The organism is Neisseria sp. P0021.S007 (assembly GCF_051956855.1).
In genome coordinates, this window is record NZ_JBQCXA010000001.1 from 557,151 (window position 1) to 580,764 (window position 23,614).

Annotated in this window: 23 protein-coding genes; 10 read left to right on the forward strand and 13 right to left on the reverse strand. The window is 49.0% G+C overall.

Features of this window, described 5'->3' with window-relative positions:
- The first annotated feature begins 382 nt into the window (after nt 1-382).
- On the forward strand, nt 383-847 hold the full coding sequence (bfr, locus tag ACTHUR_RS02670) for a bacterioferritin (protein WP_004520304.1): 465 nt from the start codon (nt 383-385) through the stop codon (nt 845-847).
- Between the two features lie 30 nt (nt 848-877).
- Nucleotides 878-1,351 (forward strand): bacterioferritin, encoded by a 474-nt coding sequence (gene bfr, locus ACTHUR_RS02675; protein WP_049335261.1) that lies wholly within the window; start codon nt 878-880, stop codon nt 1,349-1,351.
- Nucleotides 1,352-1,472: 121 nt separating this feature from the next.
- Here the strand turns inward: bfr (ACTHUR_RS02675) and ACTHUR_RS02680 are convergent, their stop codons facing one another.
- Nucleotides 1,473-2,588, reverse strand: a complete 1,116-nt coding sequence (locus ACTHUR_RS02680; RefSeq protein ID WP_049335259.1) for a methyltransferase — start codon at nt 2,586-2,588, stop codon at nt 1,473-1,475.
- 226 nt (nt 2,589-2,814) lie between these two features.
- Here ACTHUR_RS02680 and ACTHUR_RS02685 point away from each other — a divergent pair, with 226 nt between their 5' ends.
- Nucleotides 2,815-4,608 (forward strand): 2-isopropylmalate synthase, encoded by a 1,794-nt coding sequence (locus tag ACTHUR_RS02685; protein WP_049330811.1) that lies wholly within the window; start codon nt 2,815-2,817, stop codon nt 4,606-4,608.
- Nucleotides 4,609-4,690: 82 nt separating this feature from the next.
- Here ACTHUR_RS02685 and ACTHUR_RS02690 read toward each other — a convergent pair whose 3' ends face one another.
- From ACTHUR_RS02690 to ACTHUR_RS02710, 5 genes are all read right to left on the reverse strand, one after another.
- Entirely contained in the window at nt 4,691-5,023 is a 333-nt protein-coding gene (locus ACTHUR_RS02690) for a hypothetical protein (protein WP_004520308.1), read from the reverse strand.
- A 96-nt stretch (nt 5,024-5,119) separates the two neighbouring features.
- On the reverse strand, nt 5,120-5,605 hold the full coding sequence (gene purE, locus ACTHUR_RS02695) for a 5-(carboxyamino)imidazole ribonucleotide mutase (RefSeq protein ID WP_003686478.1): 486 nt from the start codon (nt 5,603-5,605) through the stop codon (nt 5,120-5,122).
- 80 nt (nt 5,606-5,685) lie between these two features.
- The gene (locus ACTHUR_RS02700; protein ID WP_004520309.1) at nt 5,686-6,441 is read right to left on the reverse strand and encodes a tetratricopeptide repeat protein; all 756 of its coding nucleotides are present in this window, start codon (nt 6,439-6,441) and stop codon (nt 5,686-5,688) included.
- A gap of 14 nt (nt 6,442-6,455) precedes the next feature.
- A complete protein-coding gene (locus ACTHUR_RS02705; RefSeq protein WP_004520310.1) occupies nt 6,456-7,124 on the reverse strand; it encodes a class I SAM-dependent methyltransferase in 669 nt (222 codons plus the stop codon).
- 11 nt (nt 7,125-7,135) lie between these two features.
- A complete protein-coding gene (locus ACTHUR_RS02710) occupies nt 7,136-7,321 on the reverse strand; it encodes a DUF3460 family protein (protein WP_004520311.1) in 186 nt (61 codons plus the stop codon).
- A 218-nt stretch (nt 7,322-7,539) separates the two neighbouring features.
- Between ACTHUR_RS02710 and ACTHUR_RS02715 the strand changes: the two genes are divergently transcribed.
- Nucleotides 7,540-8,892: a polynucleotide adenylyltransferase PcnB gene (locus tag ACTHUR_RS02715; protein WP_004520312.1), complete on the forward strand. Its 1,353-nt coding sequence runs from the start codon at nt 7,540-7,542 to the stop codon at nt 8,890-8,892.
- 104 nt (nt 8,893-8,996) lie between these two features.
- Here the strand turns inward: ACTHUR_RS02715 and rpoD are convergent, their stop codons facing one another.
- Both rpoD and dnaG read right to left on the reverse strand, forming a co-directional pair.
- Complete coding sequence (rpoD, locus tag ACTHUR_RS02720; RefSeq protein WP_004520313.1) at nt 8,997-10,949, reverse strand: RNA polymerase sigma factor RpoD; 1,953 nt, start codon at nt 10,947-10,949, stop codon at nt 8,997-8,999.
- Between the two features lie 194 nt (nt 10,950-11,143).
- Nucleotides 11,144-12,916 (reverse strand): DNA primase, encoded by a 1,773-nt coding sequence (gene dnaG / locus ACTHUR_RS02725; protein ID WP_049335257.1) that lies wholly within the window; start codon nt 12,914-12,916, stop codon nt 11,144-11,146.
- A gap of 329 nt (nt 12,917-13,245) precedes the next feature.
- On the opposite strand from dnaG, the gene ACTHUR_RS02730 reads away from it, so the two are divergent.
- Nucleotides 13,246-14,682: an NAD-dependent succinate-semialdehyde dehydrogenase gene (locus ACTHUR_RS02730; RefSeq protein WP_004520316.1), complete on the forward strand. Its 1,437-nt coding sequence runs from the start codon at nt 13,246-13,248 to the stop codon at nt 14,680-14,682.
- 50 nt (nt 14,683-14,732) lie between these two features.
- Here ACTHUR_RS02730 and ACTHUR_RS02735 read toward each other — a convergent pair whose 3' ends face one another.
- Nucleotides 14,733-15,719, reverse strand: coding sequence for a malate dehydrogenase (locus tag ACTHUR_RS02735; RefSeq protein WP_003680720.1), 987 nt, complete (start codon nt 15,717-15,719; stop codon nt 14,733-14,735).
- A gap of 121 nt (nt 15,720-15,840) precedes the next feature.
- On the reverse strand, nt 15,841-16,815 hold the full coding sequence (locus ACTHUR_RS02740) for a PhoH family protein (protein WP_004520317.1): 975 nt from the start codon (nt 16,813-16,815) through the stop codon (nt 15,841-15,843).
- A gap of 102 nt (nt 16,816-16,917) precedes the next feature.
- Between ACTHUR_RS02740 and ACTHUR_RS02745 the strand changes: the two genes are divergently transcribed.
- From ACTHUR_RS02745 to rlmB, 3 genes are all read left to right on the forward strand, one after another.
- Nucleotides 16,918-17,628, forward strand: coding sequence for an AzlC family ABC transporter permease (locus tag ACTHUR_RS02745; protein WP_049335254.1), 711 nt, complete (start codon nt 16,918-16,920; stop codon nt 17,626-17,628).
- On the forward strand, nt 17,625-17,933 hold the full coding sequence (locus tag ACTHUR_RS02750; RefSeq protein WP_049335252.1) for an AzlD family protein: 309 nt from the start codon (nt 17,625-17,627) through the stop codon (nt 17,931-17,933). Before ACTHUR_RS02745 ends, ACTHUR_RS02750 begins: the two co-directional genes overlap by 4 nt.
- A gap of 62 nt (nt 17,934-17,995) precedes the next feature.
- Nucleotides 17,996-18,745, forward strand: a complete 750-nt coding sequence (gene rlmB / locus ACTHUR_RS02755; protein WP_004520319.1) for a 23S rRNA (guanosine(2251)-2'-O)-methyltransferase RlmB — start codon at nt 17,996-17,998, stop codon at nt 18,743-18,745.
- A 53-nt stretch (nt 18,746-18,798) separates the two neighbouring features.
- Here the strand turns inward: rlmB and ACTHUR_RS02760 are convergent, their stop codons facing one another.
- The 3 genes from ACTHUR_RS02760 to pdxH form a co-directional block, all read right to left on the reverse strand.
- A complete protein-coding gene (locus tag ACTHUR_RS02760; RefSeq protein ID WP_440361115.1) occupies nt 18,799-20,391 on the reverse strand; it encodes a vWA domain-containing protein in 1,593 nt (530 codons plus the stop codon).
- Between the two features lie 251 nt (nt 20,392-20,642).
- Nucleotides 20,643-21,701: a pseudouridine synthase gene (locus ACTHUR_RS02765; protein ID WP_440361114.1), complete on the reverse strand. Its 1,059-nt coding sequence runs from the start codon at nt 21,699-21,701 to the stop codon at nt 20,643-20,645.
- Between the two features lie 159 nt (nt 21,702-21,860).
- A complete protein-coding gene (gene pdxH / locus ACTHUR_RS02770) occupies nt 21,861-22,493 on the reverse strand; it encodes a pyridoxamine 5'-phosphate oxidase (RefSeq protein ID WP_440361113.1) in 633 nt (210 codons plus the stop codon).
- 111 nt (nt 22,494-22,604) lie between these two features.
- Between pdxH and dut the strand changes: the two genes are divergently transcribed.
- Both dut and ACTHUR_RS02780 read left to right on the forward strand, forming a co-directional pair.
- Nucleotides 22,605-23,057 (forward strand): dUTP diphosphatase, encoded by a 453-nt coding sequence (gene dut / locus ACTHUR_RS02775; protein ID WP_003680707.1) that lies wholly within the window; start codon nt 22,605-22,607, stop codon nt 23,055-23,057.
- A gap of 186 nt (nt 23,058-23,243) precedes the next feature.
- On the forward strand, nt 23,244-23,570 hold the full coding sequence (locus ACTHUR_RS02780; protein WP_004464437.1) for a hypothetical protein: 327 nt from the start codon (nt 23,244-23,246) through the stop codon (nt 23,568-23,570).
- The last annotated feature ends 44 nt before the right edge of the window (nt 23,571-23,614 follow it).

A 23,614-nucleotide genomic window follows, 5' to 3' on the forward strand; every position in this document is an offset into this window, starting at 1 on the left:
GATAACTGGCGATTATAGCACGATTCCTAAGTATTGACGGAGTAGAAGATTCAAAAAAATGAGGCAAAAGCAGTTGAGAATAATTCATAATTAAATTTGATTGATTTTGTTGGATTATTTGCTTTTATTTATGGTTAACAAATGTAAATGTTTTTGAATGATGCAATGGATTCTTAATACTAATGTCAAAAAATTGTCATTAAAAACAGGGGATTAATTTTTCAGACGGCCTTTTTGGCTGGTTAACTTTTTTGATAATTGTTTGTATTTTAAATAGAAAATTTGTCAAAAGTGCTTCTTGTGCATACAATTACCTCGTTCCATAACAACACACGAATCTTCATTTCGTGATTATCAACTTTTAAAAGAAAGAGAAAGAATTATGCAAGGCAACCAAGCAGTTATTGATTACATGAACGAATTATTGTCTGGTGAGTTGGCTGCTCGCGACCAATATTTTATCCACTCTCGCCTGTACTCTGAATGGGGTTACACCAAACTGTTCGAACGTTTGAACCACGAGATGGAAGAAGAAACCACTCACGCCGAAGACTTCATCCGTCGTATCCTGATGTTGGGCGGTACTCCTAAAATGACACGTGCCGAACTGAACATCGGTACTGACGTAATCTCTTGTCTGAAAGCAGACTTGAACACTGAATACGAAGTACGCGATGCGCTGAAAAAAGGCATCAAATTGTGCGAAGAAGCTCAAGACTACGTTACCCGCGATTTGATGATTGCCCAACTGAAAGACACTGAAGAAGATCACGCTCACTGGTTGGAACAACAACTGCGTCTGATCGAATTGGTCGGCGAAGGCAACTACTACCAAAGCCAACTGTAATCTAGCGTATAACATATTAAGGAGCTGAATATGAAAGGCGATCGCTTAGTTATTCGCGAGCTGAACAAAAACTTAGGTTTGTTGCTGATTACCATTAACCAATACTTCCTGCATGCCCGCATTTTGAAAAACTGGGGCTTTGAAGAATTGGGCGAACACTTCTTCAAACAATCCATCCGCGAGATGAAATCCGCAGACGATTTAATCGAGCGTATTTTGTTCTTGGAAGGTCTGCCTAATCTGCAAGAATTGGGTAAACTGTTGATCGGTGAATCTACCGAAGAAATCATTGCCTGCGATCTGAAAAAAGAGTATGAAAAACATGATACTCTGGTTGCAGCCATCGCTCTTGCAGAAGAGCAACAAGACTATGTCAGCCGTGATTTGTTGGAAAAACAAAAAGACATCAACGAAGAACACATCGACTGGCTTGAAACTCAGCAGGAATTGATTGGTAAAGTTGGTTTGCCAAACTACCTGCAAACAGCGGCGCAAGAGGACTAAAACACAAACCACTGCCAAATATAGCAGTCCCTGCTCCCATCGACGGCATATCTTTACGGATATGCCGTTTTCTTTTATAAAAATGCTTAAAGGCCGTCCGAATGTTCAGACGGCCTTGATTTTATATCGCTTTCAAACGGTATAGATAAGTAGTTTCCTTGTTTCTGGCAAACGCCAAAGGATCGGATTCATCTATTGCTTTTTTGTGTTGCGGTTTAGTTTTCAAAATATCGACTACATTGAGTGAGGCCGTCTGAAAGCATTGGTTTAGAAAGTCTTTGTTGCGCAAATGTAAGTGTTCTGCCAAGTCGGAAATAATTAACCAGGCTTCGCCGTTTGGATTTAAGTGCTGGCGTACGCCGTTGAGGAACGCGGTTAACATGGCATGATTGGGGTCGTAAAGGGCGGTCTCGATGGCAGAGGTCGGTTTTGCCGGCAGCCAAGGCGGATTGCAGACGATAAGGTCGGCGCAAGTTTCGGGAAATAAATCAATCGATTGGATGTTGACAGCTTTATCCAGGCTTAGACGCTCAAGGTTTGCTGTGGCGCAGGCTATTGCTTTTGGGTTGGTGTCTGTGGCAATGATGTCGGGTATGCCTCGCTTGGCCAAAATTGCGGCAATAACACCTGAGCCGGTGCCGATGTCAAAGGCCGTCTGAATATGGGGAGCGAGTGGGGCTTGTGTGATTAAATCCAAATACTCGCCGCGCAGTGGAGAGAATACGCCGAAAGGAACATGGATTTTTCCATCAAGCTGAGGAATGTCTATGCCTTTTTTGTGCCATTCGTGTGCACCGATAAAACCCAATAATTGATTTAGCGGCAAAAGAAACGGTTTGTCGTTTAGTGTGTCGTAAACATCGCACAAGGCGGCGTAGATGTCGGGTGCGCGTGCATTGTCCAGTTGAAAATTAGGTTGGATTTCGATGGCAAGCATATTGAGCAAACGGCTTTGTTGCGCCTGTTTCATACGGTGGGCATGAAAGGCTGTCTGAATATCGGCAGGTGCGCCTTTCTTTTTTTCAGACGGCCTGCGGATACGTTTTTTCATTGCAGATAAGACTTGCTTGGCATTGTGAAAATCGCCAGTCCAAACAGTTGCAGTTTGCGCGTGGGCATTTTTTAAGATTTCTGTTGCGCCTGCTTCTTGTATGTAAACCGCCTGCTTGGGTGGCTTTTGTGTACTTTCGTTGCGCCATTCGATGTCGGAGCGGTTGGTAGGGATGGTATGGGGCATAATGTGTTTCAAATCGGGGAAATAGGGGATTAGTTTACTATATTTAGGATGTGTTCGGTTTGAGAGGAGCTTTTAATAGTCCAAATTAGACAAAATGTATAAAAATTTCTCAAGTTTTAAAATTTATACCAATATTTTGATAAAAATAGATTGTCGTTTTGTCTAAAATGAGTATAATGCAAAACCAGAACACAATAATCTTAATCAGATTTGGACAAGGAACATCATGCAATTAGACATTGACCGTTTGGTTGCCTATTTTGGCGGCGTAAACGCGCTGGCCGAAGCTCTGAAACAGCACGACCCGGAAAATGCTGCGACCACAGCGGCTATCTACAAATGGCGTACACGCGGGTCCCTGCCTTTGGCTCAGTTGCAAAAACTGACCGCTTTGGCGGAAGCGCAAGGCAGACCGCTTGATTTGAATGCTTTTTTACAAAAAAATGAATCTCTGGAGAGAACAGAAATGACACAAACCAACCGCGTTATCATTTTCGATACCACCATGCGCGACGGTGAGCAGTCCCCCGGCGCATCCATGACCAAAGAGGAGAAAATCCGTATTGCCCGCCAGTTGGAAAAGATGGGTGTCGATGTGATTGAGGCAGGTTTTGCAGCAGCCAGTCCGGGCGATTTTGAATCGGTTAATGCGATTGCCAAAATCATTACTAAATCTACAGTTTGCTCATTGGCGCGTGCCGTTGAAAACGATGTGCGCAAAGCAGGCGAAGCTGTTTCCCCTGCTCCGAAAAAACGTATTCACACTTTTATCGCCACCAGCCCCATCCACATGGAGCACAAACTGAAAATGAAGCCGCAGCAGGTCATCGATGCGGCGGTCAAAGCGGTAAAAATTGCCAAAGAATATACTGACGATGTGGAATTTTCCGCCGAAGACGCCGTGCGTTCGGATTTGGACTTTCTCGCCAAAATCTTTACGGCGGTTATCGAGGCAGGCGCAACCACCATCAATATTCCCGATACTGTCGGCTACTCCATCCCTTCCGTATGGTACGAGCGTATCAGTAACATCATCAAAAGCGTGCCCAACGGCGACAAAGTAGTCTGGTCGACCCACTGCCACAACGACTTGGGTATGGCGGTTGCCAACTCGCTGGCCGCTGTTCAGGCAGGCGTGCGCCAGGTGGAATGTACCATCAACGGTTTGGGTGAACGTGCGGGTAATGCCAGCCTTGAAGAAATCGTGATGGCGTTGAAAGTGCGCCACGACCTTTTCGGCTTGGAAACCGGCATTGATACCACGCAAATCGTGCCAGTATCCAAACTGGTATCTACTATTACCGGCTATCCGATTCAGCCAAATAAAGCAGTAGTCGGCGCAAACGCCTTTGCACACGAATCAGGCATCCACCAAGACGGCGTGTTGAAACACCCTGAAACCTATGAAATCATGACTGCCGAATCAGTTGGCTGGTCAACCAACCGCCTGACTTTGGGTAAACTCTCCGGCCGTAATGCTTTCAAAACCAAGCTGGCAGATTTGGGTATTGAGTTGGAAAGTGAAGAGGCGTTGAATGCGGCATTTGCACGCTTCAAAGAGCTGGCGGATAAGAAACGCGAAATCTTTGATGAAGACCTGCACGCTTTGGTGTCTGACGAAATGGGCAATATGAATACCGAAAGCTACAAATTCATTTCCCAAAAAATCAGCACTGAAACTGGTGAAGAGCCGCGCGCCGATATTGTGTTCAGTATTCGCGGTGAAGAAAAACACGCTTCCGCTAGCGGCTCAGGCCCTGTTGATGCCATCTTCAAAGCCATTGAAAGCGTAGCACAAAGTGGCGCAACCTTGCAGATTTACTCTGTCAATGCGGTAACTCAAGGTACAGAAAGCCAAGGCGAAACTTCCGTCCGCCTGCAACGTGGCGACCGTGTGGTCAACGGCCAAGGTGCGGATACCGACGTATTGGTGGCAACTGCCAAAGCCTATTTATCTGCGCTGAGTAAATTGGAATTCGGCCAAGCCAAGCCAAAAGCGCAAGGCAGAGGCATGATTTAATTTATTGAAAAGGTTAAGGCCGTCTGAAATCGTAGTGATACGTTTCAGACGGCCTTTTTTATTTGGTTAGAAAATAGTTTATTTATTGAAGTTTAAGCAGTCGGTCTTGTTCGACCGACAATACGCCATTTATTTTTTTGAAATAGGCAATGGCATCTTCAATCTTGGTCTTGGAAGACGGACGAATAGCAATGCCGTTCAGGTTTTTGTATTCATAAATCAAACTTGCACCCGAGGTTTTCACTGCTTTTAGCAATGGCGCAGAACCGGTTTGGGCATCATAGAAGATAATCAGGTTTCCATTTGTATCTTGGGCTTGTTGCTGAGATGGGATGGCAGTTGATTGAGTAGGAGTACTTGGGCTTTGGCAGGCGCAAAGCAGGGTGGAGAGTAGGATGAATGCTAGGGTTTTCATGGCATTAATTCAATTTGATAAAACACTAAGGCCGTCTAAACAATCGTAAAACGAAATCAAAGTTTCCCTTTACAACTTTCAGACGGCCTTTGTCAGTTATGCTTCAGGCAATTCCATGGCTAGAACGGTTTGCTCTTGTTTGGCACGGAAAGCCGCCAATTTTTCAGCCAATTCAGGATTTTCATTGGCCAAAAGTGAAATAGCAAACAGCGCTGCATTGGCCGCACCGGCTTCGCCAATGGCAAATGTGGCAACAGGAACGCCTTTGGGCATTTGTACAATCGAAAGCAGGGAGTCTTCGCCGCGCAGATATTTGCTGGGCACGGGAACACCCAAGACGGGCACCGTGGTTTTGGCTGCAACCATGCCTGGCAAATGCGCTGCGCCGCCTGCGCCGGCAATGATGGCTTTGATGCCGCGTTCGCGTGCGGTTTCGGCGTATTCAAACATCAAATCAGGCGTACGGTGTGCAGAGACGACACGCGCTTCGTATTCAACGCCGAATTCTTTGAGAAATTGTGCTGCCTGCTGCATCACCGGCCAATCGCTGTTGCTGCCCATAATAATGCCGACTTGGATCATGAAGAGTTCCTTTTGCTTGAATGGATTAAGGGTAAAAAAATATTCAGACGGCCTTGGGGATGACAAGGCCGTCTGAACGTTTATCTTTGTTTGAGACTGATGGAAGCGCGTTTTGCCGCTTCGCTGTTGGGGAAGCTTTGTATCAGTTTGCGCCATGTGCTGCGGGCGATGTCTTTTTGTTGCAGTTTGTATTGGCATTGGCCGATGCTGTACATGGCATCGGGAGCTTGCGGGCTGTTGCGGAATCGGTTGGCGTAGCGGTTGCCGATTTCGATAACGGATTCGCAGTTGCCCAGACGTTGTTGGCTTTGCAGGAGCAGGTACATATTGCGGCGGGCAATTTCGCTGCCATTGCCGCCGTCAGCCTCTTTCAAAATGGCCACTGCGGCGGAATAGTTGTTACGCTGATAGTATTTTTGCGCCTGATTATAAAGGCGTAATTCGTTTTGTGCGGCTGAGTCTGTTTCAGACGGCACGCCGCCGCCATTTGCCAAATAGTTCATTTTCAGCTTGCGGTCGTCCAATCGCTGGGCTTTGGGATTGGAAGCAGAAGTAGTCGGACGTTTGATAGTCCGTTGTTGTTCCAATGTGTGCAAGCGTTGATTTAATTCTTCAACCGTGCGTTCCAGTCGGGCAATTTGTATACCTAAGTGGTCAATCTGGGTTTGTGCGTCCAAACGCGGATAGGGAATACTTTTTTCAGGCAAAGGCTCACGCGGAATATCCGGCAGGACGAAGTTAGGATTATCGGCTGGTTGAAGAGGATGGGAAACGGCGCACGATGTGGCCAATAGAGTAAGCGGCAAAAGAAACAGGGAATGTGATAATGTTTTCATCGGATTGTGTCGTTTTATTTTTTTAGTAGCAGTGTCAAACCGTCGCCGACAGGCAGGGTAATGGGAATAATGCGTGTATCGCGCGGCAGATTTTGGTTGAAATGGCGCAGGATATCCAAGCTTGGCGGATCATTTTCGGCAGCTTCATTCATGACGCGCCCACCCAACAAGATATTATCGATGGCAATCACGCCGCCACTCCGTACCAGTTGCAAACAGCGTTCGAAATATTTTGGCGTAGGCGGTTTGTCGGCATCGATAAGTGCCAAGTCGTAGCTTTCCGATTCGCCTTGCGCAATCAAATCGTCCAAAGTCAGCAAAGCTGGTTGCAGATGAAGCGAGATTTTATGCGCTATACCTGCTGCCTGCCATGTTTCTCGGGCAATATCGGTAAAGGTTACATTAATGTCGCAAGCCGTGATTTTGCCGTCTTCGGGGAGGGAAAGCGCCATGGCGGTGCTGCTGTAACCGGTAAAGACACCAACTTCCAAATATTTTTTAGCATTCAATAATTTGGCCAACCACACCAACATGGCTGCCTGCTCTTGGGCGATGGCCATCTTTCCCAGACGATGTGATTGGGTACGCTCACGCAATGCGGTCAAAACGGGATGTTCGTGCTGACCGATGCTGTTGAGGTACTGCTGTAACGCCGGATCGGTATTGTGGGTGTTGGTCGTCATACCGATACGGGTTAGTCTTGATAGTAGGTGTAAGGTTTTTTGTTGACTTTGGCCGCTTCAAATTCAGCCTGTTCGGCCGGATTAAGGGTTACATCCCACAGTAAATGGCGGTTTTCGAGGCGTTGCGCTTCTAATTCGGGATGGTCGGACATGAGTTTGTCGAGGAATTGGGTAGCTTCGGATTTGTAGTGGTACATGATGTTTTGCCTGAATCGTTGTCAGACCGTCATTATAGCCGATATTTTTTGCCAATACGCTAATTAATCGAACTTCCATAAGGTATAATGGCACGTCTTTTTTAGGCTGTCTGAAGCCTTTGCTCAATGTTTTGTCTTTAATCTACGGCAGGATATTGTGCAAAGGCTTAAGCCGGACAAGTTTCAGACGGCCTTTTTTATCGTGAAAAGAGCTGCTTATGTTAAAAAAATGGCTGCATAAAGTGTTGCCTAAAAAACACGTCAAGTCGTTGCCCGAAAAGGAGATTATTCCGCTTGAGCAACATGGTATCCATGCGGATATGTTGAGCTTTGCCGCTGAGAAAATTGCCAAACGCCTGCATGAAGCCGGTTTTCAGGCTTATGTTGTAGGGGGAGCCGTTCGGGATTTGTTGCTCGGGGTTGAACCCAAAGATTTTGATATTGCAACCGATGCCACGCCGGAGCAAATCCGTAAAATATTCCGCCGCAGCCGCATTATCGGCCGCCGCTTTCAAATCGTTCATGTGATGATTGGTCCTGAAACTATTGAAGTGACGACGTTTCGCGGTGGCGATAAGGTTCAGCAAAATGCGCAAGGCCGCATTATGAAGGACAATACTTACGGCAGCATTGAAGAAGATGCCATGCGCCGCGATTTTACTTGCAATGCGCTGTATTACGACCCGATTAAAGAGGAAATTTGGGATTTCCATCAAGGCGTGGCTGATGTTGCCGATAAGAAATTGGTGATGATAGGTAATCCTGCTGAACGCTATCAGGAAGATCCCGTCCGTATTCTTCGCGCCGTCCGTTTGTCGGGTAAGTTGGGCTTTGAAGTGGAAGAGCAAACGGCTTTGCCGATTGCCGAATACGCAGGCCGTCTGAAAAATGAACCGGTGGCCCGTCTTTTTGACGAAATCATGAAAATCCTGTTTTCCGGCCATTCCCGTGCCTGTTTGAAACGGTTGAACGAGTTGGGTATTCCCGAAGGCATCCATCCGCTTTTAGATGCCTTGAAAACTGCCGAAGCAGCCGACAAACGTATGATTATGTTGGCTTTGAAAAATACCGACGAGCGTCTTCGTGCGGATAAGTCCGTTTCTGTCGGTTTTGTATTGGCGGCGGTATTGTGGCCGACACTAAACGCCATTTGGCAACGCAATCAAAGCCATGGTCAAAAACCTGTCCCTGCGCTGATGGATGCGATGAACACCATGCGCGATACGGTGGAGAAAGGTTGGGGCGTACCGCAAAGATTCTCTGCAACCATGCGTGAAATCTGGCAATTTCAGCCGCAATTCGACAATATGCGCGGTGCGCGCCCGTATCGTCTGTTGGCTCAAGCCCGTTTCCGTGCCGCTTATGACTTCCTGATTTTGCGTAGCGAAGTTGGCGAGGTTGATAAAGAGATGGCTTCTTGGTGGACAACTTTCCAGCATGCCGATGAGGAAACCCGTCAGCAAATGACTGCGGCCAATGAGCGCAAACGTCAGAAACAAAGTGGATCAACTGACGGCAAACCCAAACGTCGCCGCCGCCGTCCAAAAAAGAAAACCACTGAGGCTGAATAAAATTTAAGGCCGTCTGAAACCATTAAATCTTTTGAGATTTGGTTTTCAGACGGCCTTTTTGTATTTTAATAAAAACCGCAGGTCTTTCAACCTGCGGTTTGCTTTTACGATTTGTTTTCTTCGCTGTCGAGGAAGCTGCGGAGGCGGTCGCTGCGGGTAGGATGGCGCAGCTTGCGCAGGGCTTTGGCTTCGATTTGACGGATACGTTCGCGGGTTACGTCAAATTGTTTGCCGACTTCTTCCAAAGTGTGGTCGGTATTCATATCGATACCGAAACGCATACGCAACACTTTGGCTTCGCGCGGGGTCAGGCTTTCGAGGATTTCTTTGGTTACTTCGTGCAGGCTGGTGTACATCGCAGCTTCTGCCGGCGCAACGTTGTTGGCATCCTCGATGAAGTCGCCCAAGTGCGAATCGTCGTCGTCGCCAATCGGTGTTTCCATGGAAATCGGCTCTTTGGCGATTTTCATGATTTTGCGGATTTTGTCCTCCGGCATTTCCATCAACTCGGCCAGTTTGGCGGAATCAGGTTCTTCACCGGTTTCTTGCAGGTATTGGCGCGAGATACGGTTCATTTTGTTGATGGTTTCAATCATGTGAACCGGAATGCGGATGGTACGCGCTTGGTCGGCGATGGAACGGGTAATCGCTTGACGGATCCACCATGTGGCGTAAGTCGAGAACTTGTAGCCGCGACGGTATTCGAATTTGTCCACCGCTTTCATCAGACCGATATTGCCCTCTTGAATCAAATCAAGGAACTGCAAGCCGCGGTTGGTGTATTTTTTGGCAATGGAAATAACCAAACGCAAGTTGGCCTGAATCATTTCCTGTTTGGCTGCTGAGGTTTCTTTCTCGCTCAGTACCATGTTTTTGTTGATTTCTTTCAACTCTTCGATGGAAATGCGGGTTTCGGTTTCCATATTGGCCAGCTCGGCTTGTTTTTCTAGGATGGCGTGGCGGAAACGATCCAATGCGTTTGCCCATACACGGCCTTTGGCTACTTCTTTTTCAACCCATTCCAAATCGGTAATAGCAGGCAGGAAGTTTTCGATGAAGTAGTCGCGTTCCATACGTACGCGGTCGATACAGATATCGCGGATTTCGCGTTCGAGTTTGCGGATGTTTTCAACGCGACTGCGTAGGTTGCTGCTCAAATTTTCGATTTGACGTGTGGCAAAACGGACTTCTAACAGTTTGTTGGCAATGGCATCGCGGTGTTTCAGGTAGTTGGCGTGCTGACTGCCGTGTTTTTCCAACTGCTTGATCATTTTGCCGTATTCGCTCTCGATAAAGGCGAAGTGTTCCAAAACTTTTTGTTTCAGTTCGGCTAAATGGGCGGCGGATATGGCTTCAGAGTCGTTACCTGAATCGTCTTCATCTTCCTCGTCGCCATCTTCATCATCGCTATCGGTTTCACCTTCTTCATCATCAGGTTTGGCATTTTCCAAATGACCTAAGCCCAATTCGTTCAACAAAACTTCATTAGGGTCGATGATGGCTTCAACGACCTCATCCACACGGATTTCGTCGTTGCGGACTTGCTCGATCAACGCCAGAATTTCGGCAATCGAACCCGGGCAGGCGGAGATTGCCTGCACCATGTTTTTCAGTGCATTTTCGATTTTTTTGGCGATGATGATTTCGTCTTCACGCGTCAACAGATCGACTTGCCCCATTTCACGCATATACATACGCACAGGGTCGGTTGTGCGGCCGAATTCTGAATCTGCGCTGGAGAGTGCTGCTTCGGCTTCTTCAACAGCATCGTCGTCGGTCATGGCGGCGGCGTTGTCGCTCAAGAGGATGTCTTCAGCATCGGGGGCTTGCTCGGTTACTTGGATGCCCAAGCCGGAAATCATGCTGACGATGTTGTCGATTTGTTCGGCATCGGACATATCGTCGGGCAGAGCGTCGTTAATTTCAGAATAAGTGATGTAGCCGCGTTCTTTACCCATGATAATGAGTTGGCGCAGACGCGCGCGCTGCTCTTCGATACTCAAGGGACGGTTGTCATCTTGGTCTTGGTATTCTTCGTAGTTTTGGTTTTTAGACATGGATTGCTCTCTAGGTTGATAGGATGCCGACGGTTTACGGTGATGTGGCCGTACCTGAAGGCGGAGCAGAGCTTTTTGTTGTGAAATCAGATTTCACTTTAATACTCTGAGGCTGTCTGAAAATATTACAGATGGAGTGTTCTGCGTGTCATGTTTCGCAGCGTGTGTTTAGATTGTTCAGACGGCCTGAGGGGTTAGTTTTGCTTTGCCGTCAAAAGCGACAGCAATAGTCTTTTTTCATTTTCAGTCAAACCAGTTTGAATACTTTTTTGCTTTAAAGTTTCGATTTGACTGTATTTTAATTCATTTAACAACTTTTTCATGCCGATTTGGAAACTTTCGCAATCTTCTTCGTTATCCCCTTCCATTTCTTCAGAGTGAAGGGTCGATAAAAAGATTTGATTGACGGTTTCCTCATAGGGCGAACCGCGCATATATTCAAACACTTGTGCAGTTGCAGGAGTCGTGTCGTGATGCTTGATGGTTTCGGCCAAATTGGCAAGGCAGGCAAAATCGCCGCTTAACGCCAGATAATCGGGCAGGTCTATATATGAAGCCCAAGCCGGATTTATCAAGAGGCTTCGTATCTGTCTTTGAACCAGTGTCAGCATGGTTGGCTGTTTGACAGAAATAGGCGGCAGTTTGTAACTTTTTTGTTTGACGTGCCGCTTGGGCGCTTCTTGTCCGAGTAACTGGGCGAGGTTGTCAGGATCAATACCCACCAACTCACTAAGTTTTTGTTTCAGGAGATAGCCCAATGCCGGCGCGGTAATTTGCGCTAAAAGCGGAGAACTGGTTTTGACCAATTCTGCTTTGCCTTCTTGCGTATTGAGGTTGAGGCCGTCTGAAAGATGTTCCCAAAAGTATTCCGATAGGGGCTTGCTTTGGTTTAACAAGGCATCTTCAAATTGAGCCTTGCCATAGGCACGGATGTAGCTGTCTGGGTCGTGTTCTTCGGGTAGGAATAGAAAATGCAGCGATTTATCGTCTTTTAATTGCGGTAACGCATTTTCCAGCGCGCGCCAAGCCGCTTTACGTCCCGCGCTGTCGCCATCAAAACAAAAATAAATACTGTCGGCCTGACGCATCAGGATTTTGACGTGTTCCGCCGTGGTTGCCGTACCCAAAGCCGCTACGCCGTAGCCGACGCCGAACTGCGCCAATGCGACCACGTCCATGTAGCCTTCGACCACCAAAATCCGTCCTGCCTCTTTTACGGCAGCACGCCCTTCATATAGCCCGTAAAGGTTTTTCCCTTTATCGAACAAAGGGGTATCGGGAGAATTCAGGTATTTGGGTTTGGAGTCATCCAATACGCGGCCACCAAAGCCGATGACCTGTCCGCGAGGATTGCGGATGGGGAACATAACCCGATGGCGAAAGCGGTCATAATGTTTGCCTTCGTTATCAATGACCATACCCGTATCCACTAACGCAGTATTCGGATAGGGTTGGAATACTTGCGCCAAAGGTTGCCAACCGTCAGGCGCATAGCCCAAACCATAATGCGCGATGACTTCCGCACTCAAGCCGCGCTTATCCAAATAAGCCTTCGCCACCGGATTGAATTTCAACTGTTGCGCATAAAAATCCGCCGCCGCCGCCGTCGTTTCTTCCAAAGTTTGTTGCTTTTTTTTACGTTCGGCACGGATTTCGGGGTTGTCTTCCTGCCCGCGAACTTTAGGCACTGTCATACCGACGCGATCAGCCAAAAACTGCACCGCCTCCGGAAACGACAGCCCCTGATGTTCCATCACAAAACCAATCGCCGAACCATGAGCCCCGCAACTGAAGCAATGGTAAAACTGCTTGGTCGGGCTGACCGAAAACGATGGCGTCTTTTCCTTATGAAACGGACAGCAGGCCATATAGTTCGCCCCGCCTTTCTTCAGCGGAACCTGTTCGTCGATAATATCGACAATATCGACTTTGGACAAAAGCTCGTCAATGAAATCAGATGGAATCATGGTTCGGCAGAAGAGGATGGACGGAAAATATTTCAGACGGCCTTATAAACAGACAAAGGCCGTCTGAAAATGGAATTTTAGATGAGGGTCGAGATGAGTTTTGTATTATAGCAAATAGTTGTAATACATGTGTCTTATCCTTTTGAGGTAGGGTATTAATAATCGTATTTCATTCGTTATTAAGATAGATATGATGTCGTTAAAGCAAAGGCCGGCTATAAGATATTCAGACGACCTTTGCTGTTGTCTTATTTTGCGATTCAGTTGCGCTTTCATGGTATGAATATGATAATGAACGTATATCCTCGGTTTTAGAAAGGTCGTTTCTCATGAAAGATTTTGCACGTTTGCTCAATCATCCCGATATTTCCTTTTCTCCGATTCCAGATGCCATTAAAGTTGATAACCCTGCAACAGGTGAGGCTTTGGCGTTTGTCCGTAAGACTGATTCAGACGGCCTGAAGCTTTTGATTCAAAAGGCAGAGGCGGCACAAAAATTATGGGCGGCAAAAACTGCGTTGGAGCGGGCCGATGTGTTGTGGCGCTGGTATTTTTTGATTAAAGAAAACAAAGAAGAACTCGCGCGTATCATGACGATGGAGCAGGGCAAAAGCCTGACTGAGGCGCGTGGTGAAATTGATTATGCGGCTTCGTTTGTGCGCTGGTTTGCGGAAGAGGCGCGGCGGATTGACGGCGATGTGCTGACAAGTGTGAAAGCGTCGCAAAAACTGGTTGTACTGAAACAGCCTGTCGGCGTTACCGCTGCGATTACGCCGTGGAACTTCCCGTCTGCGATGATTGCGCGCAAGGCTGCGCCTGCTTTGGCGGTGGGCTGTGCGATGATAGTTAAACCTGCATCGCTCACGCCTTTGAGTGCGTATGCATTGGTCGTTTTGGCTTATGAAGCCGGCGTGCCGCAGGATTTGTTGCCTGTTGTCAGCGGTAGTGCTTCGGAAATCAGCCATGAATTTGCCACGAATCCGACTGTGCGCAAAATCAGCTTTACTGGCTCAACCGAAGTCGGCGCGAAGATTTTTGCCGACAGCGCGGCAGACATTAAAAAACTCAGTTTGGAACTGGGCGGCAATGCGCCGTTTATCGTGTTTGACGATGCCAATTTGGACAAAGCCGTTGAAGGCGCTCTGGCCAGCAAGTTCCGCAACAGCGGTCAGACCTGCGTCTGCACCAACCGCGTTTACGCTCAATCCGGCATTTACGACGAATTTTGCAGCAAATTAAGTGAAAAAGTGGCTGCGCTCAAATTGGGCAACGGCTTGGATGAAGGCGTCAACCAAGGGCCATTGATTGAGGAAAAAGCGGTGGAGAAAGTCGAGCAGCACATCGCCGACGCGCTCTCCAAAGGCGCGGTTTGCCTGACTGGCGGCAAACGCAGCGCGTTGGGCGGAACATTTTTTGAGCCGACTGTTTTAAGCGGCGTTACGGCGCAAATGGCGGTAGCTCGCGAGGAAACCTTCGGACCTTTGTGTCCGGTGTTCCGTTTTGAAACCGAAGCCGAAGTTATCGAGGCTGCGAACAATACGGAATACGGTTTGGCAGCTTACCTTTTTACCTCTGACACCGCCCGTCAATGGCGCGTCGGCGAAGCCTTGGAATACGGCATGGTCGGCATCAATACGGGCTTAATCAGTAATGAAGTAGCACCGTTTGGCGGCGTAAAACGCAGCGGTTTGGGACGTGAAGGCAGTAAATATGGTGTGGACGAATATTTGGAATTGAAATATTTGTGTATTGATATGGCGGAATAAGGCTGTACAGTAAAGGCCGTCTGAAATTTGGTTTTCAGACGGCCTTTGTTTTAGAGTAGATCCTGGATGGCTGAACGCTCTTCTTCCAATTCGGCCAGCGTAGCGGCGATACGTTTTTGGCTGAATTCATCCGACAAGTCCAAGCCTTGGACGATGCGGTAGCTGCCTTCGTCACAAATGACGGGGAAGCCAAAAATCAAACCTTCGGGAATGCCGTAAGAGCCGTCGGATGGAACGCCCATGGTTATCCATTTACCACTGCTGCCGAGCAACCAGTCGCGCAGGTGGTAGATGGCGGCATTGGCGGCAGAGGCAGCGGATGATGAACCGCGTGCGGCAATAATGGCGGCACCGCGTCCGGCAATTTTCGGCATGAAGACTTCGGTGTTCCAGTCGGGTTCGGTAATCATGTCTTGGACGGACTCGCCGTTGCTGGTGGCGTAGCGGTAGTCGGCGTACATAGTCGGGCTGTGGTTGCCCCAGACACACATTTGCTCGATGGAAGTAATCGGGCGGTTGATTTTTTCGGCAATTTGGCTGACGGCGCGGTGATGGTCGAGACGCATCAGGGCGGTAAAATTTTCCGGAGGGATGTCGGGTGCAGATTTCATGGCGATGTAGGCGTTGGTATTGGCCGGGTTGCCGACAACGAGGACTTTAACGTTGCGATTGGCAACTTTGTTCAACGCCGCGCCTTGTACTTTGAAAATTTCGCCATTGGCGTGCAGCAAGTCGGCGCGCTCCATGCCTTGCGTACGCGGGCGCGCTCCAATCAAGAGGGCGATGTCGGCATCTTTGAAGGCGACTTCGGGGTCGTCTGTGGCGAAGATGTCGGCAAGGAGCGGGAAGGCGCAATCCTGCATTTCCATAATCACGCCGCGCAATGCCTGTTGTGCCTGCGGCAGGTCGAGCAGCTGTAGGATAACGGGTTGGTCGCGTCCGAGCATGATGCCGCCGGCGATACGGAAGAGGGTGGCGTAGGCGATTTGGCCTGCCGCGCCGGTAACGGCAATTCGGACGGGTGGCTTGAGGGTCATATTTTTCCTTTTGAAGTCGTTGTTTTACTTGATTTTCGGATTATAGCAGTATTATGGGGAGAATGATGTAGTAAGGCCGTCTGAAATTTGATTTTCAGACGGCCTTAAGTGTTTGAAAAGATTATTCGCCGTTTTTCTTTTCGGCTTGTTCTTCGGCAGCTTCATAGGCTTCGACGATTTTTTGCACCAAAGGATGGCGGACGACGTCTTCGCTGGTGAAGGTGTGGAAATACAGGCCTTCTACATCGCGCAGTTTTTCGCGTGCATCTTTCAAGCCGGATTTGATGTTGCGCGGCAGGTCGATTTGGCTGATGTCGCCGGTAATGACTGCTTTGGCACCGAAGCCGATACGGGTCAGGAACATTTTCATTTGTTCGGGCGTAGTGTTTTGCGCTTCGTCCAAAATGACATACGCGCCATTTAAGGTGCGGCCGCGCATATAGGCCAGCGGCGCAATTTCAATCAAACCTTTTTCCATCAGTTTGGTTACACGGTCGAAACCCATCAAATCGTAAAGCGCATCGTAAAGCGGTCGCAGGTAGGGATCGACTTTTTGCGCCAAATCGCCCGGCAGGAAGCCTAATTTTTCGCCTGCTTCGACTGCTGGGCGCACCAAAACGATGCGTTCGATTTGATGTTTTTCCATGGCATCGACGGCGGCGGCAACGGCAAGATAGGTCTTACCCGTACCGGCAGGGCCTAAGCCGAACACGACATCGTGGTTGAGCAAGGCGCGGATATAGCCGTTTTGGCGCGGGGTGCGGCCGCCGATGCTGCCGCGTTTGGTGCGGAAATAGTATTGTTGGTCGTGGTGTTTCTCTTCGTGTTTTTCATCTGCGGTTTTGGCTTCAACGGCCGCTAGGCTGATGGCGTTGTCGTCTAAGTCGCCTTTTTCTGCGGCTTCGGCAAGCGACAGCAAGGCACGGCGGCCGGCGTGTGCCAGTTCGCCCATGAAGGTGAAATGTTCGAAGCGGCGGCTGATTTGGATATCAAGGGCTTTACCTAAGGCTTCGAGATTGCTGTCGAGCGCGCCGCACAGGCGTTGCAACACGGTATTGTCAATTTCTTCAAACTGCAGATGGACGGTGTGGGTCATATTGGTTTCCGTAAATAAATCTAATTTTTCCGTATTATACCCTTGTTCAGACGGCCTGCTTTATAATACGTCGCTTCTTTTTAATAAACCGTTTCAATCAAAATGAATCACACTGCTTCTCCTCAATCGGAATTTCTGCGCGGTATCAAAGAATGTTCCCCCATGCTGATCGGCTTGTTGCCGTGGGCGCTGATTTTGGGCATGCAGGGCGGGCAAAAGGGCATGAGCTGGCTGGAAATGCTGTTGATGACGGGCATGAACTTTGCCGGAGGTTCGGAATTTGCCGCAGTCAATTTGTGGGCAAATCCTTTGCCAATTATGCTGATTGCAACAGTTACGTTTATGATTAATTCGCGCCATATCCTGATGGGTGCGGCGATTGCGCCGTATATGAGGGATATGCCGCTGAAAAAGGCGATGCCCGCGCTGTTTTTTATGTGTGATGAAAGCTGGGCAATGGCATTTGCTGAAATTCAAAAGCGTAAGGCGGCAGGTTTGCCTGCATTCAATATGCCGTTTTATGCCGGCGTGTGTTTTATTTTGTATGTAACGTGGATTGGTTTTGCGGCGTTTGGCGCGGCAGTCGGCCCGATGTTCGGCGATGTGGCGGCTTGGGGCTTCGGCATGGCGTTTCCTGCGGTGTTTTTAGTGTTGCTGCGCGGTATGTGGAAGAGCTTTGCGGCTTCACGCCCTTGGTTTGTCAGCTTGATTGTGGCGTGCGCAACTTATTTGACCGTGGATGGCGCATGGTATGTTCCGGCCGGGACGTTGTCGGGCTTGTTGGCGGCGTATGTGTGGGGAGAGCAAAAATGAAGGATTTGTTGTCGCTGCAATCGTTTTTGCTGTTTTTAAGCATGTTGGCCGTTACTTATTCAACCCGATTAATCGGCTTTTTTGCATTGCGCAACCGTATGTTGAGCCGTCGCGCGCAAGTGGTGATGGAGGCTGCGCCGGGCTGCGTGTTGATTTCTGTAATTGCGCCTTATTTTGTGTCGGACAAACCGCATGAGTTGATTGCCATTGCTTTGACGGTATTGGTGGCCAGCCGGTTTTCGATGTTGGTGACGGTATTAATCGGCGTTGGCACTTCGGGCATACTCGGTTATTTGATGAAATAAAAAATTTTCAGACGGCCTTACTTGTTATAATGGCCATCTAAATTTTTTGATAAAGCAAAAACATGGCAAACCAACGACTCATCTATGGCTTTCACGCCGTCAATGCCCGTTTGTGGCAAAACCCGAAATCGATTACCGAACTCTATATCCAAGAGGGCAAATCTGATGCGCGCACCCGCGATGTATTGGATAAAGCGGCCTCTGAAAACGTACGCGTGCATTTTGCTGATGCCGACCGCCTGAATGCCATCAGCAAAGGGGCGCGTCATCAGGGCGTGGTCGGATTTATCGATGCTTCCAAAAACCATGTTCATTTGGAAGATGTGTTGGAAAACCTGAGCGAACCGCCGTTTTTGCTGGTATTAGACGGTATTACCGACCCGCACAACCTTGGCGCGTGCCTGCGTACTGCCGATGCGATGGGTGTACATGCCGTGATTGCGCCCAAAGACAAAAGCGCCGGCCTGAATGCGACCGTCAGCAAAGTTGCCTGTGGCGCGGCGGAAACTGTGCCGTATATTACCGTAACCAATCTTGCCCGTACTTTGCGTGAATTGAAAGAATACGGCATTTGGATTGTCGGCACAGACATGGGCGGCGACTCCGACCTTTACCACTGCGACCTGCCTGACAGCGTGGCTTGGGTAATGGGCAATGAAGGCGAAGGCATGCGCCGCCTGACGCGCGAGCATTGCGATATGCTGGTATCGATTCCGATGTTTGGCACGGTAGAAAGCATGAACGTTTCCGTCAGCGCGGGCATGGTATTGAGTGAAACCCGCCGTCAACGGGTGTTGAAATCGGAAAAATAAAAAGTTTAATTAAAAGGCCGTCTGAATATTTTTCAGACGGCCTTTTTCAGGTTTTATTCTTTAACCAAAGGACCTGATTTCTTTTCGCTACCGGCGGCAATGCGTACCAATTGGAGAAATTCCGATTTCAGTTCAAACGGATCGTTGCCTTGGACTTGCTGCGCCATTTTTTCGATGTCGCTCCAGCCCAGTTTGCCGTTGTATTCACCGCCGCGCAGGGCTTGGGCATAGGAAGCTGCGGCAAGGGCAAGTAGGGTGTCTTTATCGGCTTGCTCCAGCAGTTTGCTGCCAACGGGAATTGCTTGTTCCATCAACTTGCTGTCTTTTTCTCCGGGCAGTTTGTAGCGTACTTTGACAAAGGCGTATTCGTTTTTACTGCCTTTGACGGCAGGGGCTTTTTGATAGCGTGATTCGTTCAGCCAGCCGTTTTTGCCTGCCGGAATGATTTCATAGATGGCGGTCACGCTGTGGCCTGAGCCGATATCGCCCGCATCTACTTTGTCATTGTTGAAGTCTTCATTGCGCAAGGTGCGGTTGGTGTAGCCGACCAAGCGGTATTCTTTGACAGTGGCAGGATTAAATTCGACTTGGATTTTGACATCTTGCGCAACGGTGGCAAGCGTGGAAGTCAGTTGCTGCTGCAGAACTTTTTTCGCTTCTTTTTCATTGTCGATATAGCTGTAATTGCCGTCGCCTGCATCGGCAATTTGTTCCATCATGTCTTCGTTGTAATTGTCTGTACCGAAGCCTAGCGTGCTGAGTGAAACGCCGGTTTTACGTTTTTCGGCAACTATGGATTTGAGCGTCTCGGTATCAGATACGCCAACGTTAAAGTCGCCATCGGTTGCCAGCAGGATACGGTTGATGCCGTTGGGTACAAAGGCTTTTTGCGCTTCTTCGTAGGCCATGCGTAAAGCGGATTCGCCCGAAGTCGAGCCTTCGGCTTTCAGTTTGTCGATGGCCTTCAGGATGGTTTCTTTATCTGAACCTGATGTAGGCGGAAGTACCAGCTCTTCGCCTGATGAATAGGTAATCAGGGTAACTTTGTCCTGAGGACGTAATTGTTGGGTCAAGATCTGCAGCGTTTTTTGAACCAACGGAAGTTTATTTTTTTCATCCATGCTGCTGGATACGTCCACGAGGAACACAAGATTGGCAGGCGGAAGATCTTTCTTTGCCGTGTCTTGTGCTTGGATACCGATTTTGATCAGCTTGGCTTCCGGTTGCCATGGAGAATCAATGGTTTCAGTGTGAACGGCAAATGGACGGCCGTCAGTAGGCAGTGGATAGTTATAAGGGAAGTAATTGATGATTTCCTCAATTCGTACAGCATCTGTAGGCGGCTGTTCGCCGCTGTTCAGAAATCGGCGGACGTTGGCGTAGCTGCCGGTATCGACATCGATGCTGAATGTGGAAACAGGTTCTTGAGCAACGGATTTAACCGGTTGGTCAGGTTGTTCTTGGTAGCGTTCAGTGTTTTCTGTAAGAGACAGATTTTCTTCAGCAACGGCAGCAGCAGGCAATGTTGAGTCCGGTGCGCCCTGAAGATTTTCGGTTGACGAGTCTGATCGGTCGAGTGGACCGGAACACGCAGTCAAAGCCGCTAAAGTGAGTATGGAAATGGTTTTCAGGAAGAAACGGGGCATGATTTAAGCTCCTGGGAAATATCACATGCTGATTGTTAAAAGTGTTGATGGCAGTGTATTGGCAGAGTTAACGCTGGCGCTGAGTTACTTTTTTTGAATTTTAATGTGTGAATAGTGGGTTAAGTTTAAATCAGGACAAGGCGGAGTAATGCGGTACTGGTTTAAACTTAACCCACTATGTTTATGACTTGGGCAAGATTTTGTCGGGCTGAGACGATTTTGTAAAGGCCTCAGCCCCGAATTATCTTACATTAACTTTTCTTCCGGCGACGTTCGCCTGGCAGCAGCATATCTGCCCATTTGATGATGTTGGCGACTTCTGCCGGATTGAGTTCGTAGAACTGGCCGCGTTTTAGGCGGTTTGGCAGGCCGATGGGGCCGAAGCCTACGCGGACAAGGCGGCTGACGGTCAGGCCTTGGCTTTCAAAAATGCGACGTACTTCGCGGTTTCGGCCTTCTTTGATGACGACGTTATACCATTTGTTTGCCCCTTCGCCGCCTTGTTCGTAGATGCGTTCGACTTTTGCCAAACCGTCTTCGAGCATCACGCCTTCTTCGGTCAGGACGCGCATTTGTTCGGTGGTCAACTCGCCCAATACGCGTACGGCGTATTCGCGTTCGACTTCAAAGCTGGGGTGGGCAAAGCGTTGAACAAGTTCGCCTGAGGTGGTCAGGATCAAAAGGCCGCTGGTATTGATGTCCAAACGGCCGATGGCTACCCAGCGGCTGCTGGCTGCTTGCGGCAGGCGATCGAAAATGCTGACACGGCCTTGCGGGTCGTCGCGGGAAACAATTTCGCCTTCTTGTTTGTAGTAGAGGATGATGCGTGGCAGGCGGTCTGCCCATTTGAGTTTGATGATGCTGCCTTTGACGGTAACATGATCGTCGGGCGTGACTTTTTCACCCAGTTGGGCTACGCGGCCGTTGACCGTTACCCAGCCGTTGCTAATCCATTCTTCCATTTCACGACGTGAGCCGACGCCGGAAGCGGCCAGGACTTTTTGCAGGCGCTCGGGTTCGAAGCGGGAAAGGTCGCTGCGGCGTTCTTTCAAATCGCGGGCGTGCTCCATGATTTTTTGGTTTGGGTTGCGGACCACCAGTTTTTTGGCTTTGGCAGCACGTTGTTTAGGTGCGGTATTTTGAGCTTTGGGGCCGTCTGAAACTTTTTGGCCGTAAGGTTTGCCTGATGTTTTGCGCTCGTCGTCTGGACGTTTTTTATTGGCAAAGGATTTGACCGGTTTGGAAGGTTTTTTGGCGGTAGATGATACGCCGTCGCGCCATTGGCGTTTGCTGGAAGGCTGTTTGGACATGATTTTTCCTAACTCGCTTGAAAAAGCGGTTCTTCTGCGGCAGTTGCGGCAGGGGTTGGATTGGGGGAAAAGGCCGTCTGAAAATCAGATTCAGACGGCCTGCCGATGAAAGGCTGTATTGTAACTCAACCAGTAAATTTTTGTTTGAAAATCCGAAAATTATGGCGAAAGGCGTTCGCGTATCCAGTTGCCGTCAACCAGGCGGTATTGGATGCGGTCGTGCAGGCGGCTGGGGCGGCCTTGCCAGAATTCGATACGGTCGGGAATAACGAGGTATCCGCCCCAATGCGGCGGGCGGGGAACATGCAGGGGATGTTTGACACCGACGGCCGCGGCCTTGGCCACCAATACGGTTTTGCTGGAAATCACTTCGCTTTGCGCGCTTGCCCATGCGCCGATACGGCTGGTATACGGGCGGCTTTCAAAATATTCGTCCGAAGCGGCGGCATCGAGTTTTTCAATGCGTCCTTCAATGCGCACTTGGCGTTCGAGTTCCGGCCAGAAAAAAGTCATGGCGGCAAAAGGGTGTGCCGTATAGGAGCGTCCTTTACGGCTGTGGTAATTGGTAAAGAAAACAAAGCCTTTGGGGTTGACTTCTTTCAGCAGTACCATACGGCTGTTGGGCCTGCCGTCTTCGCCTACGGCGGCAACATTGACCGCTGTCGGCTCGTTGACTTCGGCGTGAATCGCTTCGTTCAGCCATTGCTCGAATTGGACAATCGGGTCGGCGTGGCATTCGGCTTCCGACAGCTCGCGTTTGCTGTAATCTTCGCGGATATTGTGCAGTTCCATGATTTTTCTCCTTAGGTTTGACTGAATCATACCCCGTTTTTTCAGACGGCCTCAAGGGCATTTGTGTATAATCGTAGCCCTTTCCAATATAGAACAATACGGAGTCCTGTCATGCAAACCGAAGTCGAACTGAAAATCTTAAATCCGAAAATGGCCGATTCCCTGCCTGCTTATGCAACGCCCGGTTCTGCCGGTTTGGACTTGCGTGCCTGCCTGGATGAAGCTGTTGTATTGCAGCCGGGCGATGTGTATCTCGTGCCGACCGGTTTGGCGGTGCATTTGGCCAACCCTGCGTATGCAGCCGTTTTGTTGCCGCGTTCCGGCTTGGGTCATAAGCACGGTATTGTTTTGGGCAATTTGGTCGGTTTGATTGACTCGGATTATCAAGGCGAATTGAAGGTTTCTCTGTGGAACCGTGGTAAAGAAGCGTTTACCATCGAGCCGATGGAGCGCATCGCGCAAATGGTGATTGTGCCAGTTGTCCAAGCCGCGTTTAAAGTCGTGGACGAGTTTGCCGCCAGCGAGCGCGGTGAAGGCGGATTCGGCAGCACCGGCAAAGCCTGATGATTTGAAAGGCCATCTGGAACGGGATAAATTGAAATATTTGATTTCGGTTTGCCGCTGTTCAGACGGCCTTTTGGTTGAGCCAACCTTTGCATAATTACACACAAGATTGCATTTTTATATCTTGCCTGCATGGCCGACGCACCCAATAATACAGGCCGTCTGAAACCTTTACGGAGCGTTATTATGTCCCGCCCCTCACTTTTTCTGCCTCTGTTTTTGATTATCTTTGGCGCGATTTGGTTTTTACGCGCTACGGATATTTTGCCTGCGACATCGACAATGATTGCCGGCGCATTAATTATTTTAGGCCTTGCCGTGTTGATTATGGACGGCATCAACAAACAGTCCATCGTTTCCGGCCCGATGCTGGTTTATATCGGTACAGCCATTTATCTGCACATGAGCTACTGGATTTACCTCTCGCCGTTGCTGGCCATCGGCATGGTCGTGTTGGGTTGCCTGCTGTTGCTCTCGCGCAGCGACATGATTCCTGAGAAACACACAAAATAGAAAGATGAGAGATTTGGGTTTTGCCCTATAAAGGCCGTCTGAAC

Excerpts from the sequence above, each read along its gene's own strand:
- ACTHUR_RS02780 (WP_004464437.1), top strand. The coding sequence starts at position 23,244 with ATGTCCCGCCCCTCACTTTTTCTGCCTCTGTTTTTGATTATCTTTGGC.
- ACTHUR_RS02765 (WP_440361114.1), bottom strand. The coding sequence starts at position 21,701 with ATGTCCAAACAGCCTTCCAGCAAACGCCAATGGCGCGACGGCGTATCA.
- dnaG (WP_049335257.1), bottom strand. The coding sequence starts at position 12,916 with ATGATTCCATCTGATTTCATTGACGAGCTTTTGTCCAAAGTCGATATT.
- ACTHUR_RS02740 (WP_004520317.1), bottom strand. The coding sequence starts at position 16,815 with ATGACCCACACCGTCCATCTGCAGTTTGAAGAAATTGACAATACCGTG.
- ACTHUR_RS02750 (WP_049335252.1), top strand. The coding sequence starts at position 17,625 with ATGAAGGATTTGTTGTCGCTGCAATCGTTTTTGCTGTTTTTAAGCATG.
- ACTHUR_RS02700 (WP_004520309.1), bottom strand. The coding sequence starts at position 6,441 with ATGAAAACATTATCACATTCCCTGTTTCTTTTGCCGCTTACTCTATTG.
- pdxH (WP_440361113.1), bottom strand. The coding sequence starts at position 22,493 with ATGGAACTGCACAATATCCGCGAAGATTACAGCAAACGCGAGCTGTCG.
- ACTHUR_RS02710 (WP_004520311.1), bottom strand. The coding sequence starts at position 7,321 with ATGTACCACTACAAATCCGAAGCTACCCAATTCCTCGACAAACTCATG.
- rpoD (WP_004520313.1), bottom strand. The coding sequence starts at position 10,949 with ATGTCTAAAAACCAAAACTACGAAGAATACCAAGACCAAGATGACAAC.
- ACTHUR_RS02760 (WP_440361115.1), bottom strand. The coding sequence starts at position 20,391 with ATGCCCCGTTTCTTCCTGAAAACCATTTCCATACTCACTTTAGCGGCT.
- ACTHUR_RS02685 (WP_049330811.1), top strand. The coding sequence starts at position 2,815 with ATGCAATTAGACATTGACCGTTTGGTTGCCTATTTTGGCGGCGTAAAC.
- ACTHUR_RS02705 (WP_004520310.1), bottom strand. The coding sequence starts at position 7,124 with ATGACGACCAACACCCACAATACCGATCCGGCGTTACAGCAGTACCTC.
- purE (WP_003686478.1), bottom strand. The coding sequence starts at position 5,605 with ATGATCCAAGTCGGCATTATTATGGGCAGCAACAGCGATTGGCCGGTG.
- ACTHUR_RS02730 (WP_004520316.1), top strand. The coding sequence starts at position 13,246 with ATGAAAGATTTTGCACGTTTGCTCAATCATCCCGATATTTCCTTTTCT.
- bfr (WP_004520304.1), top strand. The coding sequence starts at position 383 with ATGCAAGGCAACCAAGCAGTTATTGATTACATGAACGAATTATTGTCT.
- rlmB (WP_004520319.1), top strand. The coding sequence starts at position 17,996 with ATGGCAAACCAACGACTCATCTATGGCTTTCACGCCGTCAATGCCCGT.
- ACTHUR_RS02715 (WP_004520312.1), top strand. The coding sequence starts at position 7,540 with ATGTTAAAAAAATGGCTGCATAAAGTGTTGCCTAAAAAACACGTCAAG.
- ACTHUR_RS02745 (WP_049335254.1), top strand. The coding sequence starts at position 16,918 with ATGAATCACACTGCTTCTCCTCAATCGGAATTTCTGCGCGGTATCAAA.
- ACTHUR_RS02735 (WP_003680720.1), bottom strand. The coding sequence starts at position 15,719 with ATGACCCTCAAGCCACCCGTCCGAATTGCCGTTACCGGCGCGGCAGGC.
- bfr (WP_049335261.1), top strand. The coding sequence starts at position 878 with ATGAAAGGCGATCGCTTAGTTATTCGCGAGCTGAACAAAAACTTAGGT.
- ACTHUR_RS02680 (WP_049335259.1), bottom strand. The coding sequence starts at position 2,588 with ATGCCCCATACCATCCCTACCAACCGCTCCGACATCGAATGGCGCAAC.
- dut (WP_003680707.1), top strand. The coding sequence starts at position 22,605 with ATGCAAACCGAAGTCGAACTGAAAATCTTAAATCCGAAAATGGCCGAT.
- ACTHUR_RS02690 (WP_004520308.1), bottom strand. The coding sequence starts at position 5,023 with ATGAAAACCCTAGCATTCATCCTACTCTCCACCCTGCTTTGCGCCTGC.